This is a genomic window from Deinococcus rubellus (assembly GCF_025244745.1).
Lineage (GTDB): Bacteria > Deinococcota > Deinococci > Deinococcales > Deinococcaceae > Deinococcus > Deinococcus rubellus.
In genome coordinates, this window is sequence record NZ_CP104213.1 from 1,175,988 (window position 1) to 1,193,891 (window position 17,904).

Annotated in this window: 15 protein-coding genes; 8 read left to right on the forward strand and 7 right to left on the reverse strand. The window is 64.3% G+C overall.

Translation table 11 applies throughout. The annotated features are described in order from the left end of the window. Positions 1-69: 69 nt before the first annotated feature. The 6 genes from N0D28_RS06175 to hisJ form a co-directional block, all read right to left on the reverse strand. Positions 70-864 (reverse strand): ABC transporter ATP-binding protein, encoded by a 795-nt coding sequence (locus N0D28_RS06175; RefSeq protein WP_260561494.1) that lies wholly within the window; start codon positions 862-864, stop codon positions 70-72. A 16-nt stretch (positions 865-880) separates the two neighbouring features. Then, complete coding sequence (locus N0D28_RS06180) at positions 881-1,828, reverse strand: branched-chain amino acid ABC transporter permease (protein ID WP_260561495.1); 948 nt, start codon at positions 1,826-1,828, stop codon at positions 881-883. Positions 1,829-1,831: 3 nt separating this feature from the next. After that, entirely contained in the window at positions 1,832-2,806 is a 975-nt protein-coding gene (locus N0D28_RS06185; protein WP_260561496.1) for a branched-chain amino acid ABC transporter permease, read from the reverse strand. A gap of 109 nt (positions 2,807-2,915) precedes the next feature. Further along, on the reverse strand, positions 2,916-4,085 hold the full coding sequence (locus N0D28_RS06190; protein WP_260561497.1) for an ABC transporter substrate-binding protein: 1,170 nt from the start codon (positions 4,083-4,085) through the stop codon (positions 2,916-2,918). Between the two features lie 101 nt (positions 4,086-4,186). Then, positions 4,187-5,893 (reverse strand): DNA polymerase/3'-5' exonuclease PolX, encoded by a 1,707-nt coding sequence (locus N0D28_RS06195; protein WP_260561498.1) that lies wholly within the window; start codon positions 5,891-5,893, stop codon positions 4,187-4,189. A gap of 421 nt (positions 5,894-6,314) precedes the next feature. Next, a complete protein-coding gene (gene hisJ / locus N0D28_RS06200) occupies positions 6,315-7,118 on the reverse strand; it encodes a histidinol-phosphatase HisJ (protein WP_260561499.1) in 804 nt (267 codons plus the stop codon). 123 nt (positions 7,119-7,241) lie between these two features. Here hisJ and N0D28_RS06205 point away from each other — a divergent pair, with 123 nt between their 5' ends. Next, entirely contained in the window at positions 7,242-7,964 is a 723-nt protein-coding gene (locus N0D28_RS06205) for an AfsR/SARP family transcriptional regulator (RefSeq protein ID WP_260561500.1), read from the forward strand. A 152-nt stretch (positions 7,965-8,116) separates the two neighbouring features. On the opposite strand, the gene N0D28_RS06210 is transcribed toward N0D28_RS06205, so the two are convergent. Next, on the reverse strand, positions 8,117-8,554 hold the full coding sequence (locus tag N0D28_RS06210) for an acyl-CoA thioesterase (RefSeq protein WP_260561501.1): 438 nt from the start codon (positions 8,552-8,554) through the stop codon (positions 8,117-8,119). Positions 8,555-8,899: 345 nt separating this feature from the next. Here N0D28_RS06210 and lon point away from each other — a divergent pair, with 345 nt between their 5' ends. From lon to N0D28_RS06245, 7 genes are all read left to right on the forward strand, one after another. Continuing rightward, positions 8,900-11,419 carry an endopeptidase La gene (gene lon, locus N0D28_RS06215; RefSeq protein WP_260561502.1) on the forward strand — a complete coding sequence of 840 codons (2,520 nt, stop codon included), beginning with the start codon at positions 8,900-8,902 and terminating at the stop codon, positions 11,417-11,419. Positions 11,420-11,494: 75 nt separating this feature from the next. Then, positions 11,495-11,863 (forward strand): hypothetical protein, encoded by a 369-nt coding sequence (locus N0D28_RS06220; protein ID WP_260561503.1) that lies wholly within the window; start codon positions 11,495-11,497, stop codon positions 11,861-11,863. A 95-nt stretch (positions 11,864-11,958) separates the two neighbouring features. Beyond that, positions 11,959-14,004, forward strand: a complete 2,046-nt coding sequence (locus tag N0D28_RS06225) for a single-stranded-DNA-specific exonuclease RecJ (RefSeq protein WP_260561848.1) — start codon at positions 11,959-11,961, stop codon at positions 14,002-14,004. Continuing rightward, positions 13,989-14,684: a SanA/YdcF family protein gene (locus tag N0D28_RS06230; protein ID WP_260561504.1), complete on the forward strand. Its 696-nt coding sequence runs from the start codon at positions 13,989-13,991 to the stop codon at positions 14,682-14,684. The genes N0D28_RS06225 and N0D28_RS06230 overlap by 16 nt, the downstream gene beginning before the upstream one ends. A 184-nt stretch (positions 14,685-14,868) precedes the next feature. After that, positions 14,869-15,540 carry a hypothetical protein gene (locus tag N0D28_RS06235; protein ID WP_260561505.1) on the forward strand — a complete coding sequence of 224 codons (672 nt, stop codon included), beginning with the start codon at positions 14,869-14,871 and terminating at the stop codon, positions 15,538-15,540. A gap of 103 nt (positions 15,541-15,643) precedes the next feature. Beyond that, positions 15,644-16,873 carry a toxic anion resistance protein gene (locus N0D28_RS06240; RefSeq protein WP_260561506.1) on the forward strand — a complete coding sequence of 410 codons (1,230 nt, stop codon included), beginning with the start codon at positions 15,644-15,646 and terminating at the stop codon, positions 16,871-16,873. Between the two features lie 298 nt (positions 16,874-17,171). After that, complete coding sequence (locus N0D28_RS06245; protein ID WP_260561507.1) at positions 17,172-17,849, forward strand: trimeric intracellular cation channel family protein; 678 nt, start codon at positions 17,172-17,174, stop codon at positions 17,847-17,849. Positions 17,850-17,904 lie beyond the last annotated feature (55 nt).

Consider the following 17,904-nt stretch of genomic DNA (forward strand, 5'->3'; position numbering starts at 1 on the left):
CCTTTCGGGTGGACCTGTAGGGCGCGGGTAAATGGGTGTAATGGTTGCCCTTCTACTGTCTCCATCTCCTCACGCTCCCAGATAGGCCTCGATCACTTTCGGATCGCGCTGCACGCTGGCCGGGTCGCCTATGGCGATCAACTCGCCGAAGTTCAGCACCGCCACCCGGTCACACAGGTTCATCACCAGCGGGACGTGATGCTCGATCACCATGATGGTCAGATCGAAGCGGTCTCTGACCTCGCGGATAAAGCTGGTCAGGACGCTCTTTTCAGCGGTGTTCATGCCCGCCGCCGGTTCATCGAGCAGTAGGGCACGCGGCTGGGTCGCCAGGGCGCGGGCGATCTCCAACCTTCGCTGATCACCGTAGGAAAAATTGGCGGCCTGCTCCCCGGCCCGCTCAGACAGCCCCACCAGGTCCAGCAACTCCCAGGCCCGCAGTGTGACCCGGCGCTCCTCGGCCTTGTCGCGGCCAAAGATACCGGCCCACAGGCCAGCGCGGGTGCGGGTATGCTGGGCAATCTTGACATTCTCCAGCGCCGAGAGCGGCCCGAACAGCCGGATGTTCTGGAAGGTGCGGCTGATTCCCTCGGCGGCGATCTGGTGCGGCGCGAGGCCGGTCATCATCTGGCCGCCGAAGCTCAGGGAGCCGCTGGAAGGCGGGGTCAGGCCGGTCATCAGATTGAAGAGGGTGGTTTTGCCCGCGCCGTTGGGGCCGATTAATCCGAAGATCTCTCCCCGGCGCACTTCAAACGACACGTCGTTGACCGCCACCAGGCCGCCAAAGCGCCGGGTCAGGTGCTGCACGCTCAGCAGCACCGGGGCTTCCTGGGCCGCGTTCTTGTTCGGCAGGCTGGCCGTCATGGCGTCTTCACAACGTTCATAGTGTCTCCGACGTGTATGGTGGCCCCGATGGTCCCTCGTTGATGGGCGGCGGGGTGGGCCGCGAGGGGGGTTTTGGCTTGGGGATGAGGCGGCCGACGATGCCCTGCGGCAGGTACAGGCTCGCCACCACCAGTACCAGGCCGTTGATGACCAAGCGCCAGTCCGAGAGGCTCCGCAGCACTTCCGGTAAGGCGGAGAGCAGCGCTCCGCCCACCAGCGGGCCCCATATGCTGCGGCTGCCGCCGATCAGCACATAAGCGAGGTAGGCAACGGAGGCGTCAAACGTGCCCTGCTTGGCGTTCCAGGTGTTCAGGAACGGCGCACTCATCGAGCCGACAATGCCCGCCAGCACCGCGCCGATGACGAAGGCCAGCACCTTGTAGCGGGTGGGGGAGACGCCCATCGCGTCGGCGGCCAGCTCGTCCTCGCGGATGGCCCGAAAGGCCCGGCCTGTGCGCGAGTTGCTGAGCTGACGGAAGAACAGCAGTGCGAGGATCAGCAGCGGCAAAAACAGCCAGAGGTACTGCCAGCGGTCCTGAAAGCCGAACGGCTGCGGAATGCCGAACAGGCCCACCGCGCCGCCAGTAATGGTCAGGTTCAGTGACAAGACCCGCAAGATCTCGACGAAGGCAATTGTCGCCAGCGCCAGATAAATGCCGCGCAGCCGCAGCGCGGGCACGCCCACGATGACGCCGAGCAGCGCGCAGGCGAGCGCCGAGAGCAGCCAGGTCAGCGGGTAGATGCCGTTACCCAGCGCGTCGCGCCAGCCGGAAAAGGCCGGGTTGGTCAGCATGATGGCCGCGATATAGCCGCCCAGCGCGTAAAACCCTGGACTTGCCAGCGAGAGCTGTCCGGCCATCAGCGGCGCATAGAGGCTCAGGCCCAAAAGACCCTGCTGAAGCATGGTGGCGAGCAGAAAGCCGTACTGTTGCAGAAATTCCATAGCCTAAACCTTCTGAATCCGGGCCTGGCCGAGCAAGCCCTGGGGACGCACCAGCAAGATGATAAACAGCAGTGCAAACGCGACGGCTTCCTTGTAGGCGCTGTATTCGGCAGGCACGAACGCCTCGGCCAGCCCGATGACCAGGCCCCCCACCACCGCGCCGGGAATACTGCCCAGGCCGCCCAGCACAATCACTGCCAGCCCCTTGAGGCCGAAGGTCACGCCGAAATACGGCCCCGCGATGCCAAACGAGCTGCCCACCAGGGTTCCGGCCAGCCCGCCCAGCAAGCCCGCCAGAAAGAAGGTAATGATGATGAACCTGTCCACACTGATGCCCAGCAGCGAGGCGGTGCCGGGGTTTTCAGCCACTGCCCGGAGCGCTTTGCCGGTGCGGGTGCGCCCGATCACGAAGCCCAGAATCAGTAGCAGCACCATGCTGACGGCAAAAATAATGACTTGCACGGTGCGGATGATGATGACCTTGTCGCCCAGATGAAACAGCAGCGCGGGCGGCAGGTTGCCGTAAATGCCGTCGGGAAACGAGTAGCTCTCCGCGCCCACCAGAATCTGGATCAGGTTGACGATGACCAGTGCCACGCCCAGAGAACTGACCAAAGCCAGTAGCGGATCAGCGCCGCGTGACCGCATGGGCCGGAAGGCCAGCCGCTCGATGATGACGCCGACCACCCCCGCCAGCAGCGAGCCGATCAGCGCCGAGAGGGCAAAGCCCCAGGCGCTTCCAGCCAGCGGCGAGCCGTTCGGAAAGACATTGAGACCTTTGAGCAGGCCGTTGTTTTCGAACTGTCCGGAGATCAGGGTGTAGGTGAAATACGCTCCCAGCGTGAAGACCGCGCTGTGCGCAAAATTGATGATGCCCAGAATAGAAAAGACCAGGGTATAGCCCAGCGCGAAGATGGCGTAGACACTGCCAATCGCCAGGCCGTTGAGGACATTTTGCAAAAAACCGCTCAGTTCCAATGGGGACGCTCCTCTTTTACCAGCGTAAGCGACATATGTTGTCTGCTTCACTCAAAAGATGGGGCCAGCCGTGTCTCTAATGCCAACGGCTGACCCTTATCTTCGGGGACTACTTCAAAAAAACAAAGGTGCCGTTCTTGGTGTCTTTCATCTTGATCTGCGCCACGTAGAAGGCCTGCTGCACAATATCGCCGTCTTTGTCAAAGCTGAGGTCGCCCAGCGGCGTCTTGTATTTGCCAATCAGAAGTTGCTTGTTCAGGGCGATTCTGAGGTCGCTCAAGTCCCAGTCGGCAATCTTCTTTTTGTGATCAAGGACTTTGAGGGCGTCCACAAACACCTGCACCCCGGTATAGGCCTGGGCAGCGAATTGAGGCGGGTCTTTCTTGTACTGGGCCTTGTATTCCCGGGCAAACAGCTGATTGGCGGCGCTTGACTGGGTGGGGCTATACGCCTGCGCGACAATCACGCCGTCGCAGTACTGACCGCAAATGGGGAACATACTGGAACTGTTCAGGCCGTTGCCGCCCACAATCAGGCCTTTATAACCGAGCTGGCGCAGTTGCTTGATCAGGTTACCGCTGTCATTGGCCAGGCCGGAGATAATCACCAGATCAACGTTCTCGCCCAGCACCGCCGTCACCTGGGTGGTGAAGTCGTTGTCGGTGGTCTGAAACTTCTGCACCGTGGCCACATTGAGATCAAGGTCTTTGGCGGTCTGCTGAAAAATCCCTGTTTCAGAGGTCGAGAAGGCGTCGTTCTGGGCGTACAGTACCGCCACTTTTTTGATCTTGGGATTGATCTTCAGTGCCTGCTTAAGGGCGTTGGGCGCAATCGCCGTGACCGGCGCAGAAACGCGGGAGATGTACGCGCCGATCTGCGGAATGCCCTTGGCGGTGTTGCTCGGCCCCAGCACCGGCACCTTGGCGCGGTCAGCGATGGGATCGGCGCTGAAAGCCTGCTGAGACAGGGTCGGCCCGACGATGCCCACCACGTTGTCTTTGCTGATCAGGTTCTGGAAGGCGTTGATGGCTCCAGCCTCGTCACCGCTGGTGTCTTGAAAGACCAGTTTGATCGGGGTGCCGCCCACGCCGCCGCGTGCGTTCAGGAACTTTTCCGCCAGCCTGGCTCCAATCACCTGTTCCTGGCCGAACAGCGAGGCGTTGCTGGTCTGCGCCACGGCAATGCCAATCGGAATCGGGCTGGCGACTTTCTGGGCCGAGCCGAGGGAGAGGGTGCTGAGCAGCATCAAGCTTAAAGTATTTTTTAAGGGGTGGTTCATAGGGCCTCCTGACCGGTTTGGGGGTCAATGTTCGTTAAATGGTCGTCTCATCTTGCCACGCTCAGCCGCGTTGTCAAGCCACTTCGCCGCTCACTTCCCCGTTACTTTTGAAGTCGGCTGGCCCGCTGCGCCGCCACGAAATTCAGAAATTCGGTCTGCGAGAGGGTGTTCACCACGTTCTCTGGTCGGAGTCCGGCTTTTCGGGCCACCCATGCGCCGTAGCGGGTATCGTCCAGCCCGTGAACGGCGTGCGCGTCGGTATTGATGGCGAATTTCAGGCGACCCCGGTAGCGCAGGGCGTAGCGCCAATCTATATCCAGCCGGTAGGGGCTGGCGTTGATTTCCACCACCGTGCCATGGGCCTGACAGGCGTCCAGCACAGCATCCAGATTGACAGGGTAGGACGGGCGACGCAGCAGCAATCTGCCGGTGGGATGGCCCAGCACGGTGATCAGCGGGTGTGAGGCAGCTTTGATCAGGCGCTCGGTCTGCGCTGCCTCGCCCAGCGTGAAGTGGCTGTGGACCGAGGCCACCACGTAATCCAGTTCAGAGAGCAGGTCGTCGTTAAAGTCCAGCGAGCCGTCCTCCAAGATGTCCACCTCACTGCCCGCGATGAGGGGCAGGCCTGCCCGCTGCAACTCGCGCACCTCTTTCAGCTGCGCTCTTAACCGTTCCGGAGTGAGGCCATTGGCGTAGAAGGCGCTCTGAGAATGATCTGCCGTGCCGAGGTAGCCGCCTAAACCTCGGGCCGCCTCTCCCATCTCGCGCAGGCTGGCCGCACCGTCGCTCCAGGTGGAGTGGGTATGAATCAGCCCCTTGATCTGCTGGGCGGTGATCAATTCGTCAACGGTCGGTAAATCCTGCCAGATGTCGTCGTGCTCGGCCTCGCGGTACTCGGCGGGGCGGTAGGGGAGACGCAGCGCGTTCAGTACGTCCTGTTCGGTGGGTGTGGGCAGTGTTTCGCCGATGCCCTGCTTTCCCCGGTGCAGACCGCGTCCGTTGAGGTCGAAGCCCTGCCGGGCGGCCTCGGCCCGCAGCTCCTCGCGGTACGGGCGGCTGCCGCCCATCATCAGATCGAGCGCCCCGCGCACCTCGGCTCCGGCATAGGGAATCTCGATGGGCACGCCTTCCCAGCTTCCGGCCAGCACCGGGCGCTTGTCCACCTGCTCCAGCTCAACGCCTTCCAGCGCGGCCCGAATTTGCTCCGGTGTGGCGCTCACCGTCACGCGCACGCTGCGGGCCGTTTCAGAGTGGCGGCGCACGTCCCCGCTGGTTCGGGCGTCCAGGTGCGACAAGCGCTTGATCAGTTCCTCAGCCACGTCCATCGCGGTGTTCATCCGCTGGCGGCCCTGTGAGGCCAGCACGAATTCCACCGCTTCCAGCAGGGTCGCTGCCGTCTTCGCGCCGAAGCCCTTGATCGCGGTCACGCTGCCATTATTCAGCCCTTCCCGCAGCGCTTCCAGCGAGTCGAAGCCTGCCTGCCACAGCGCCCGGACTTTCTTGGGCCCCAGGCCGCGCACCCGCAGCAGGTCCACCACGCCGGGCGGCACCTGGGCCTGGGCCTCATCGAGCGGGCCGAAGCGCCCGATCTGCACGGCCTCTATGAGCGCCCCGGCCAGCGCCGTGCCGACTTTGGGAATGCCCTTGAAGTTGCTCTGCGCAGCGGCAGTCCAGTCTTCCAGCGTCTCGATGCTGCGGGCTGCCGAGCGGTAGGCCTGTGCCCGGAACGCCTCTGCGCCCAGCACGTCGAGCAGATCGGCGGTGGTTTCCAGGGCAGCGGCGGCGGCCTTTTTGTCGAAGGGAGACATGGGAGTCAGGGTAGCGGGTTTTGGTTGGGTTGGAATGATTGGGCGAGTTGGCGCTCCGCTGTGGATGGATCCTCCTGCATTTCTTGCGGTTGCTTGCGCCAACCTGCCCTACCGTCGTGCCCCACTGTCCTGCGCTGCTGGCGTGGACACGGTGCCGCAGACCTGCCCGGCCAGCAATGCTGGAAGGCGGTGTACGTTTCAGGTTTTTTCTCCTCCTTCTTGGCGGGAAGGTTGGAAGGGGGTAAGTAAGCGAAGCGAATGCTCTCCAGGTCTCTGCCCTCAGTTCTGCCTCCTTTGTCCCACCTTCTGGGACTTGGCAGCCTCAAGACACCGGGACAGCGCGGCCCGCAGACTGTGGGCCACAGGTGAAGACCCCATGCCGACCAGCCGCGTCACGACTTCCGCCCGCCGACACGTCGCCTCAGTTTCCGCTCAGCCGCTCTCGCCCGGCATAGGCCACCACCGCGCCGCCAACATCGTGAATCTCCTTGAGGGCGTCGTGAAAGCGCCAGCCCACCTCGCCGGGTGTGTGGGCGTCGCTGCCCAGCACGAAGGGAATGCCTCGCGTGGCCGCCGCCCGCACCAGGTCGGGGGCCGGATAGGCCTCGGCCACCGGCTTGCGCCAGCCTGCCGTGTTGAAATCGAGACTCACTCCCTGCGCGGCGATCACGTCCAGTGCGTGCAAAGCGGCCATACCGTCCTGGTCGGTGTGGCCGAACTTCTTGGGCAGATCGAGGTGGCCGATGGCATCGAACAGGTTGCTGTGGGCCGCGCCTTCCACCAGGGCGTAATACTCGCGGTAGAGGTCGGTCAGGTCGCGGCGTTCGTACTCGTCCACGAATTCTGGGTTGTCAAAGCCCCACGCGCCGATGTAATGCACGCTGCCGATCACGTAGTCCCAGGGATGCGCCTCCAGCACCTCGCGCACGTAGGCTTCGGTGCCGGGGTGGAAGTCGGCCTCCAGGCCCAGGCGCACGCTCAGGCGGCCCTCGAATTCCCTCTGGACTTCCTGCACCGTTCTGACGTACTCGCCGAGCTGCTTGCGCTTCATGCGCCAGGGTGCGTCGTACCAGGCGGGCATCGGCATGTGGTCGGTGAAGCAGAGTCCGGCCAGGCCGAGGTCCAGCGCGGCCTGCGCGTACTCGCGGGGATGGCCTGTGGCGTGGCCGCACAGCGGCGTGTGCAGGTGCGAGTCGAAGAGGTGCGGGGGCAGCAGCGGGGTCATCCGCATAGCCTAGCCCGCGCCCGCATCACGCGCTCGTCACGGCGGTGTTACGCCTCAGCCGCACACTGATTTCAAGCCGAACAACATCCGAGTACCAACTCGCGCCGTCAGGGAGGAAAAACGATGCAAAGTGCCGTGCAGATCAGGGTGATGGGAGTGCCGTCCGTGCGAATCGGCGGTCAGGTCGCCCACTTCAGGACCCGCAAGGCGCTGGCGCTGGCGCTGTATCTGGCGCTGGAAGGCCCGCAGCCGCAAGACACCTTGCTCGAACTGCTGTGGCCCGACGCGCCCAACAGCGGCTCGCTGCGAACGGCGGCGCTGCATGTCCGTCAGGCGCTGGGTCAGGAAGCCGGGCGGCTGGAAACCCACTGGTGCGGGCTGTCGCTCGACCTCAGCGGCGCGCAGCTCGACGTGTGGGCGCTGGGCGGTCTCGATGCAGGCGAAGCGCTGGCCTGGCATCACGGCGCGTTTCTGGCAGGCCTGTACTTGCGGGGCAACGCCACCTGGGACAATTATCTGACCTGGCGCGGCGAGACACTGCGCGACGAGTACGACCAGCGCCTGGCCCGGCTGTTTACGGCGGCCATGCAATCGGGCGACTTCGCCCAGGCCAGCGCTCTCGCCAGCCGCCGCTGCGACCTCGATCCGCTCTGCGAGGTGGCCTGCTCGCAGTGGGCCTCGGCCCTCCAGGCTGCCGGGCTGCGCCGCCGCGCCCAGGACGTGCTGGCGGCCTTCGCGCAGCGCTTCGAGCAGATGTTCGGCCCAGCTTCGCTGCCCACCCTACGGGCCGAGCTGCCGAGCGCACAGCCTGCCGCCCGTTGGATGGTCGGCGCGGCGCGGGCCTGAAGCGGTGTTGGCCGTATCGGTAGACGGCTAAGTACGGTCAGACTGCCGTTTCGGGATTCTGCAAAAAACACTTCATCCCTACACTCTCGTCTGGCCGTACTTTTGCGCCTTCTCGTTCCGCTCGGTTTACTTGAAGATAAACGTTGTTCTACTTAGTTGCGGGTGGTGCTGTCCGCAGGGGGTGTCAGGGGCGGCACCGCCACCGGGCGGCCATCCAGGTCCACCGCCACGAACACGAAGGTGCCGTTGGTCGCCAGTTGCTGCTCGCCGCTCATCAGGTTCTCGCGGTAGACGTCCACCCGCACGGTCATCGAGGTGCGGCCCACCCGGATCACCTGGGCTTCGAGTGCCAGAGCGTCACCGACCCGCACCGGTAGGTGAAAATCCACGGCGTCCATGCGGGCGGTCACCACGTGATGCTTGGCGTGGCGCACAGCGGCCACCGAAGCGGTCTTGTCCATTAGCGACAGAACAAAGCCGCCGAAGGCCGTGCCGTGATAATTGGTGTCCTTGGGAAAGACCAGCTCTAACATGCGTGCGCCGCTCTGCGGCTGCCCGGGCAGGGTCGGAGGAAAGTCGTCGCGGCTCATGCCGGGCAGTCTAGCGGCTGGATGGTCTGACTGTCGGGGGACTTCAGGACTGCACCGCACGCCAAGCGTGAATGCCCCGTCAGCTTGGGGTGAGGGTTGTGTCAGGCCCGCCGGGCTAAAATAACAGCGTGTCAGGCAACGTTCGCTTCCTGCGCCGCAGCGGTCCCCACGGGGTGTCCGGTCTCTCTGTCTCAGCAACAATGCCTACTTGTCATCACTGCGCTTACTTGATAGTATGGGACTCAAGTTATCTGCGCTACTCCGTCTGACAGGCAGCCGCTTTGGATTGAACGGTTCCGAGATGACCCAGAATAGCGTGTTCCACCCGGAAGAAAGGAGCCTTTCATGCCGACCGACAAGAGCCAGACCCCCCAGAATCAGACCCCCCAGACACCCATCATTCCCTTCAACATCCCCGTCTGCCCAGTGCGCGGCAGCGTGATCTACCCGACGATGGTGCAGCATATCGACGCCAGCCGCGCCATCAGCATCGCCGCCATCGAGGCCGCGATGGAGGAAGAAAAAGTCATCCTGATCGTCTCGCAGCGCGATAAGGACGTGGACGACCCGACCGGCGAGGACCTCTATGACGTGGGCACCGCCTGCAACGTGCTGCGCGTCCGCAAGAACCCCGACGGCACGGTGCAGATGCTGGTCACGGCGCTGTCGCGCGTGCGGGTGGCCCGCTACACACAGACCGAGTACCTGCGCGCCGACGTGCAGGAAGTGGTCAGCAAGCCCGGAAAGCCGGTGGAACTCAAGGCCCTGACCCGCGAACTCAATGAGAAGTTCGAGAGCGTCATCCAGGGCGGCAAGGGTCTGACCCCCGACGCCGTGCAGGCCATTCAGGGCAAGGAAGATCCCAGCGAACTGGCCGACTTCATCGCCTTCCACATGGATTTCCGTCTGGAAGACAAGCAAGCGGTGCTGGAAGAGGCCACCCTCACCGGACGTCTCAAGAAGGTGCTGACCCTCCTCGACGCCGAGCAGGAAGTCATGGCGGTGCAGCAAAAAATCCGCGCCCAGGTTAAGGAAGAGATTGACCGCAACCAGCGCGAGTACTACCTGCGCGAGCAGATGAAGGTTATCCAGAAGGAACTTCACGGTGGCGAGGACGGCGAGACCGACGAGACCGAGGAGCTGCGGACCAAGATCGAGGCGCTGGGCCTGAACCCGGATGTCAAGAAGGAAATCGATCGCGAACTCAACCGCCTGAGCCGGATGCACCCCGACGCTGCCGAAGCCAGCGTGATCCGCACTTATCTGACCTGGGTCACCGAGCTGCCCTGGAATGTTCGCAGCGACGATCAGCTCGACGTGAACGAGGCCGCCCGCATTCTCGACGAGGACCACTACGGCCTGGAAAAGGTCAAGGACCGGGTGCTGGAGTATCTGGCCGTGCGCCAGCTCCGCAAGTCGCGGGCCGAGCGCGGCGAGATCGACGCCTCAGACGTGAACAAGGGACCGATTCTGGTTTTCACCGGCCCTCCTGGTGTCGGTAAGACCTCGATCGCCCAGAGCATTGCCAAGGCGCTGGGACGCAAGTATGTCCGCATTGCCCTGGGCGGCGCGCGCGACGAATCCGACATCCGGGGCCACCGCCGCACCTACATCGGCGCGATGCCCGGACGCCTGATTCAGGGCCTGCGGACCGCTGGGACCAAGAACCCGGTGGTGCTGCTCGACGAGGTCGACAAATTGGGCAACGGCCATCAGGGCGACCCCAGCTCGGCCCTGCTGGAAGTCCTCGACCCGGCCCAGAACTTCAACTTCACCGATCATTACCTGGGTGTGCCGTTCGACCTCTCTGAAGTCATGTTCATCGCCACGGCCAACTACCCCGAGCAGATTCCCCCGGCCCTGATGGACCGCATGGAAGTCATCGACTTTTCGAGCTACATCGAGGCCGAGAAGCTCGAAATCGCCAAGCGCTACCTGATGCCGCGCCAGCTCAACCAGAACGGCCTCAAGAGCAACCAGATCCAGATCACCGACGCGGCGCTGGAGCGGCTGATCTCCAACTACACCCGCGAGGCTGGGGTCCGAAACCTGGAGCGCGAGATCGGCACGGTGGCCCGCAAGGTGGCCCGCCGACTGGCCGGGGGCGACGCCAAGCGTGTGAAGGTGACCGACAAGGAGCTGGACCGCTACCTGGGCCAGAGCCGCTACACCCCCGAGACCGAGGCCCGCGAGGACACCATCGGCCTGGCGACTGGCATGTTCTACACCCCGGTCGGCGGCGACATCCTGTTCATCGAAACCTCGGTCAGCCCTGGCAAGGGCCTGCTGCTCACCGGGCAGATCGGCGACGTGATGAAGGAGTCGGCCAGAGCGGCGCTGACCTACATCAAGACCAATGCCGAGCGGTTTCACATCGACAAGGACAAGATCGACAACTCGGAGATTCACGTCCACTTCCCGGCGGGCGCGATTCCCAAGGAAGGTCCCAGCGCGGGCGGCGCGATTGCCACCAGCCTGATCAGCGCGCTGTCGGGCATCCCGGCGCGGCACGACGTGGCCATGACCGGCGAGATCACCCTGACGGGCCGCTACCTGCCCATCGGCGGCCTCAAGGAAAAGGTGCTGGGCGCTCGGCGGGCGGGCATCAAGCACATCATCATGCCCAAGTCCAACGAACCCGACCTGCGCGACATCCCACTGCACCTGCGCTCCAGCATGGCCTTTCACCCCGCTGAGAACCTCGATCAGGTGCTGGACGTGGCCATCGTCGGCGGCCTAGCAGCCCTGGAACGCGGCGTGCAGGCTGTGCCCAGCGGCGGAGAGGGCAGTGGCGAAACCGGGGAGCCGGTCAAGCGGGCTCCGCGCCGCAAGCGCAACGCCGGTGAAGCCCCCGCCTCGGCCTGATTCTGCACACACCCATTTCATTGCCCCCGCCACTGCGGGGGTTTTTGCTGGTCCCGGTGGCGCTAGACTTCCAGTATGCGTTTCGTGCAGTTTCTCCAGGTCCTGCTGCTCTTGCTGCTCGGCGGCTACCTGCTGCTGGTGTCGCTGGAAAATCCGGGGCGGGTGCGCTTGCCGCTGCCGTTTGCTGACGGTGAGATGCTGCTGCCCACCGGCCTGGCACTGGGGCTGGCGCTTTTGCTGGGGGCCGTCTACTGCGCTCTCCTGCTGCTGCCCCCGCTGGCCCGGCTCCGAATGCGCCGCCGCGCCGATCTGCGCCGCCGCCGTGAGGCCGAGGAGCGGCTGCAACTGACCCTGCGCTCGCGGCTGGGCGAGGCCGCTCCGCTGGCGGTGCAGCCGCCCCCATCTTCTGTCTCCGTCTCCATTCCTGCCGAGGCCCGATCTTGAATCTCACCCTGCCCACTGCCGCCCCCACTGAGCGTCCTCCCGAGGCCCGCTGGCTGCTCAGCCCACCGGCCAGCCGCGCCGAACTCCTGCGGGTCATGGCCGAGTTCGGGGTGTCACCGATGCTGGCGCAGGTGCTCTCGGCCAGGGGGCTGCGCCGCGCCCACCTGACGCCGGAGCTGGCGCTGACGCCCAATCCCGGCTTGCTGGAAGCCGCCGAGCGCACTGTGCGGGCCATCAAAGCCGGAAAGCGGATCCGCATTCACGGTGACTACGACGCCGACGGTGTGAGCGCCACTGCCATTCTGGTGTGGGGGCTGCGCGAGGTGGGCGCGAACGTTCACGGGTTCATTCCGCACCGGCTCAACGAGGGCTACGGCGTGCATCCGGACCGGGTGGCCGAGCACGCCGAGGCCGCCGACCTGCTGATCACGGTGGACTGCGGCGTGACCAATCTGGAGGAGATCAGGAGTCTGCTGGCCGGTGGCGTGGAGGTCATCGTCACCGACCACCACTCACCGGGACCGGACTTTCCCGACTGCCTGGTGGTGCATCCCAAGCTGACGCGCGACTACGACCCGGCCATCCATAACCTGACCGGCGCGGGTGTGGCCTACCACTTGCTGTGGGCGGTGTATCAGCATCTCGGCTTGCCTGCACCGATTCACCTGACGCCGCTGGCGACCCTCGGCACGGTGGCCGATGTGGCCCCGCTGGTGGGCGAGAACCGGGCGCTGGTGGTGGCCGGTCTCTTGGAGTTCGGGCGGACTGAGCTGCCCGGTGTGCGGGCGCTGATGAACGGCCTCAAAAAAGTGACGGCCCGCGACGTGGGCTTCGTGCTGGCCCCGCGCATCAACGCGGCGGGCCGGATGGGTGAGGCCGATGTGGCCTTAGAGCTGCTGACCACCACCCACAAGCTGGAGGCTGAGAAGCTCAGCACTTACCTGGAGATCAAGAACAGTGAGCGGCGGGTGCTGCAAGACCGGATGTTCAAGGAAGCGCTGCAACTGGTCGACCCCGCCGACCCGGCCCTGGTCATCACCAAAGACGACTGGCACCCCGGCGTGATGGGGATCGTTGCCAGCAAGCTGCTCGAAACGTACTACAGGCCGGTGTATATCGTGGCGCAGGGCAAGGGATCGGTGCGCAGCACGCCCGGCATCTCGGCGGTGGCGGGCCTCTACGACTCGGCACATCTGCTCAAGCGCTTCGGCGGGCATCCCGGTGCGGCGGGCTTCTCGCTTGACATGGACCAGTTTGCCGCTTTCCGGGACCGCATCCACAACTATGCCCGGCAGTTTCCGCGCCCGTTGCCGACGGTGGCGCTCGACGCGCTGCTACCCGCCGGGTGCGCGGACTTCGATTTGATCGGCGAGATTGAGCGCTTCGAGCCGTTCGGGGAAGGCCACCGTGCGCCCCTGTGGCACCTGCGCGGCCCACTAGAAGCCGCCAAGCTGATCGGCCAGGACAGGGGCACCCTCAGCTTCACGGCTCTTGGGGTGCGCGGGATCAAGTACCGCGAGGGCCGCACCCGTTCGGGGCCGCACGACTTCGCCCTGCATTTGCAGCGCAATGCCTGGAACGGGCGCGAGAAGGCCGAGTTTCTGGGCGAGGCGCTGCGCGTTCCGGAGGCGCTCAGCCTCGCCGGAGAACCGGGCGGCGGCCCCGTGCTGGCACGTCTCGATCCCAAAACGGCCATGCAGCATCTTCGGGACGGCGCGCTGGCCTACGCGGTGGGCGAGGTGGCCGGGTACCTTCAGAGCCACATTCCCGGTGTGACGCTGCTGGACGGCGACGCCAATCTCAGCGGTGAGGTGGTGCTCTACGCCCTGCCGCCCGAGGACGCCCTGGCCCGCTGGCTTGGTCAGGGCCGGGTATCGTTCGCCTGGGGACCCAAGACCCTGGCCGAGCTGGACGGGCAGACGCTGGGCCGCCGCGCCGTGCTGAGCGGGCTGGACTACGCGCGGGAAGGCGAGCGCCTCCAGGCCGCCGAGACTTACCGCCGCCTCCAGTGGGCGCACTTTTACCGCACACTCGATGACGAGGGATTCATGCGGGCGGTGCGGGCCATGCTGGGGCTGGACCAGCAAGACACGTCAGCGGGGCAGTGCCTTGAAAAAGAGAAGATGTGGGCCGCCGATTGACCTGGTCAAAGGGAAAGGGCTGGCGCAGATTGCTGACCGCCTGTGGCCTGATACTGGGCGTGGTCGCCGCGCTGACGGTGGCACTGGTGCTGATCGCCAACCAGCAGGTGCTGAGCAGCGCCGAGGGGCGACTTTACGGCGATGTGAATGCTGTTCCGGTTCGGCAGGTGGGCGTGCTGCTGGGCACCAGCAAATACCTCAGCGGCGGCGGCGTCAACCCGTATTACCGCTACCGCATCGAGGCGGCGCTCTCGCTCTACCGGGCTGGAAAAATCAGCGACCTGATCCTGTCGGGCGACAATGCCCACCGCAGCTACGACGAACCCACCACCATGCGCGCCGATCTGCTCGCGGGCGGCATTCCGGCGGCGCACCTCTACCGCGACTACGCCGGGTTCCGCACCCTCGACTCGGTGGTGCGGGCCAGCAAGGTGTTCGGTCAGGGCCGCTTCACGGTCATCTCCCAGCGCTTTCACAACGAGCGGGCCATTTATCTGGCGCGGGCGCACGGCCTGGACGTGATCGGCTTCGATGCCCGCGACGTGAGCGGTCCGGCGGGGAGACGGGTGCAGGGCCGCGAGTGGCTGGCCCGCGTCTCGGCGCTGCTGGACGTGTGGCGCGGTACCCAGCCGAGATTTCTGGGTGCACCCGAAGTCATTGACCGTGCGGCTGGGCAGTGATTCTGGATACGGTGACCTGACGGGACTTTAAGTTTCTCATATATGACGCGAAGTGAGAGAAATGCGACCAAAACTGGACTAGTTGGTGAGGGTGTGTGAACGCCATGATGGACCTATGACACAATTAACACCTCCCTCACTGCAACCTCAAGTCCGGTCCACCTCTGCCCTCCAGAAGCCCGCTGTGGCATTGGCCCTGCTCGGCACGACGCTGCTGCTCGGCGCGTGTGGCAGTATCACCGTCAACCCGCCGCCAGCCACCCAGCCGACAGCAATTTCGGGCATGCTGGTGCCGTTTGCGGCCGGCTCAGCCGATACCATTCAGCAGCAGTTGACCGGGCTGAGTGCGCCGATTGCCTCCAACGGCAACTTCGATCTGGGTTTGCCGAGCACGGCCATCATGAATGGCACCTACGGTAATCTCCTGAATGATGCCAACAGCACTTTCGGGCTGTGTACCACCAATAATGTAACTGCGCCCAGCGGTTTCAAGTCCATCGCCTTTACCACGCTCGACAGCATGAAGGGGATGACCTTCGTGGCCGAGAACCTTAGCCCGTTGCCCAGTGGAAACGCCGTGTCGTACAAGGCATGGTGGTTTGCCACTGTTGCAGGTACAGTAACCGTCAACAACACGGGTTGTATCGGCTTCGGCAGCATCAACCAGAGCTTGGTCTTCAAGCAAGGTTGGAACGTGATGGACGTCACTGTTAACGGTGCGAACACGACGATTGCACTGGCCGCTAACCAGACGCCGGGTCGTCTGACCTGGAAGAATAAGAATGATGTGCAGTCGCTTGCCTCGCAGGCGCTCAACCCGTATCTCTTCAACCCCTGGGCCGCGCTGCGCCAGTAAAGCCTCTTCGTCATCTCAAGCCCAATTACCCGCTTCGGCGGGTTTTTCCTTGCCTTCATTCCGCCCCCGCAACCCTCCTCACCCTGGCCGCGTACTCTAAGCCATGAGTGACGCCGATCTGGACACCCTGACGCCGCCCGAAACCCTTAAAGCTCCCAGGGCTGTGCCCAGCATCGGCCCCGACCAGGGCCGCGACATGACCCCGCTGAGCGGCGAGGACAAGACCCGCCTCGACGAGATGGCCCGCGCCTTCGTGCAGGACGTGACCAAGCTCGACGCGCACGGTGAGGGCTTTAAGCGCAAGCTCGACTCGGTGCACGCGCTGGGCATGGAGGAGCAGCGCAGCGCGGCGCAGGTCAGCAACCGGATGCTGGAGCGGCCCCTGCGCGCCACCAAAGCGGGTGTCTTCGACGAGGGATCGAGCATTATCAAGGGTCTGACCGATCTGCGCCATACTGTCGAGGACCTCGACCCGTCGCGCGGCACCCCGGCCCGGCGCTTCTTCGGAATGCTGCCCGGCGGCAAGAAGGTGCAGAGCTACATGGAGCGCTACGCCAGCGCCCAGGACCACCTCAACGCCATTCTGGACACGCTCTACCGCTCGCAGGACGAACTCAGGAAGGACAACGCCTCGATTGAAACTGAGAAGGTGGCGCTCTGGACTGTGATGCAGAAGCTGCGTCAGTACGCCTACGTGGGCCAGGCAGTGGACGACGCCCTGACTGAGCGTCTGACGCTGCTCGAACAGACCGATCCCGACAAGGCCCGGATGGTCCGCGAGGAACTCCTCTTCGCCATTCGCCAGCGCATCACCGATCTGCTGACCCAGTTGGCCGTCAGTGTACAGGGTTACCTGGCGCTCGATCTGGTCCGTAAGAACAACCTGGAACTGGTCAAGGGGGTGGACCGCGCCACCACGACCACCATCAGCGCCCTCAGAACCGCCGTGCTGGTGTCGCAGGCGCTCGGCACTCAGCAGATGGTGTTGGAGCAGGTCACGGCGCTCAACACGACCACAGGCAACATGATCGAGAGCACTTCCAATCTGCTCAGAACCCAGTCGGCCCGCATTCAGGAAGGTGCGGGCAGCGCCACCGTCAATGTCGAGCAGCTCCAGACTGCCTTCAAGAATGTCTATGCGGCGCTCGACGCCATCAGCGAGTACAAGGTGCGGGCGCTGGAAAACTTCCGTCAGACCACCCAGATTCTGGCCAAGGAAGTCGGCACCGCCCAGACTTACCTCGACAGGGAGCGCCAGCAGGCCTCGCAGGAACTCGCCAGCGAACTGAAAGTAAGCGGTTCGGTGGTGCGGGAGGGGGAACTGAAGCTGTAGGGGGCGCGTGGCGTGTGGCGTGTCGAAAGGGCATGCTCTCTTTGCTCCCCACTCCATTCCCGCCACTCCGCTTTCCCCTCAAAGGGGACTTGCAAAGCTGCGGAGCAGAGGGGCGAGGTTTTTGTCCTCTCTATTCAGGGGAGGAAATGTCCCGCAGGGACAGAGTGGATAAGGAGTGGCATCCTCATGGGTGTATCGTCATGGACCGACACCTGGATGGACCCATTCCTCCCGTTCACGGCGAGTGGTGAGCAAAGCGAACCTGCCTTTCCCGCAAGCCACAAGCTAAGCTGTCCCCGTGTCCGACGGCTCTCCCTTTCCCTACGTTGACCCCGCCACCATCCAGACCGGGCTGCATTACCTCGATCTGGCCGGAATTTTCGCCTTCTCGCTATCGGGGGCACTGACTGCCATCCGGCGGCAATTCGATATTTTTGGCGTTCTGGTGCTGGGCAGTGTCACGGCGGTGGGCGGCGGCAGTATCCGCGACACCCTCACCGGCAACACCCCGCCACTCTTTTTGAAAGACGAGACGTATCTGTGGGTGGCCCTCGGCGGCGCGCTGCTGGCCTTCGCCTTCGGAGAGCGGCTGGCCCGCTTCGAGCGCACGCTGAGCTTGTTCGACACCATCGGCCTGGCCCTCTTCGCTGCCAGCGGCGCGCTGCTGGGGGTGCGCCTGGGTCTGGGACTGCTGGGCGTCACCTTCGTTGGGATGCTCAGCGGCGTGGGCGGAGGTGTCATCCGTGATCTGCTGGCCGCCCAGGTGCCGGAAGTGATGTACCGCAATGATCAGCTCTACGCCACTGCCGCCGCGCTGGGAGGCATTACGGTGTATTTCATCCACCCCTATTTTCCCGATCTGCAAACCCAGCTACTCGCCGCTGCGGTGGTCGCTCTGGCCCGCTGGCTCTCGCGCCGGGGTTGGGTCCGGCTGCCAGTGCGGCGCTTGCCAGAATCGGAGAAGGCGGAGCTATAAAATCGAGATAAGAAAAAACCCCGCCGTCGCAAGCAAGGTCAAACGTGAGCTGAAG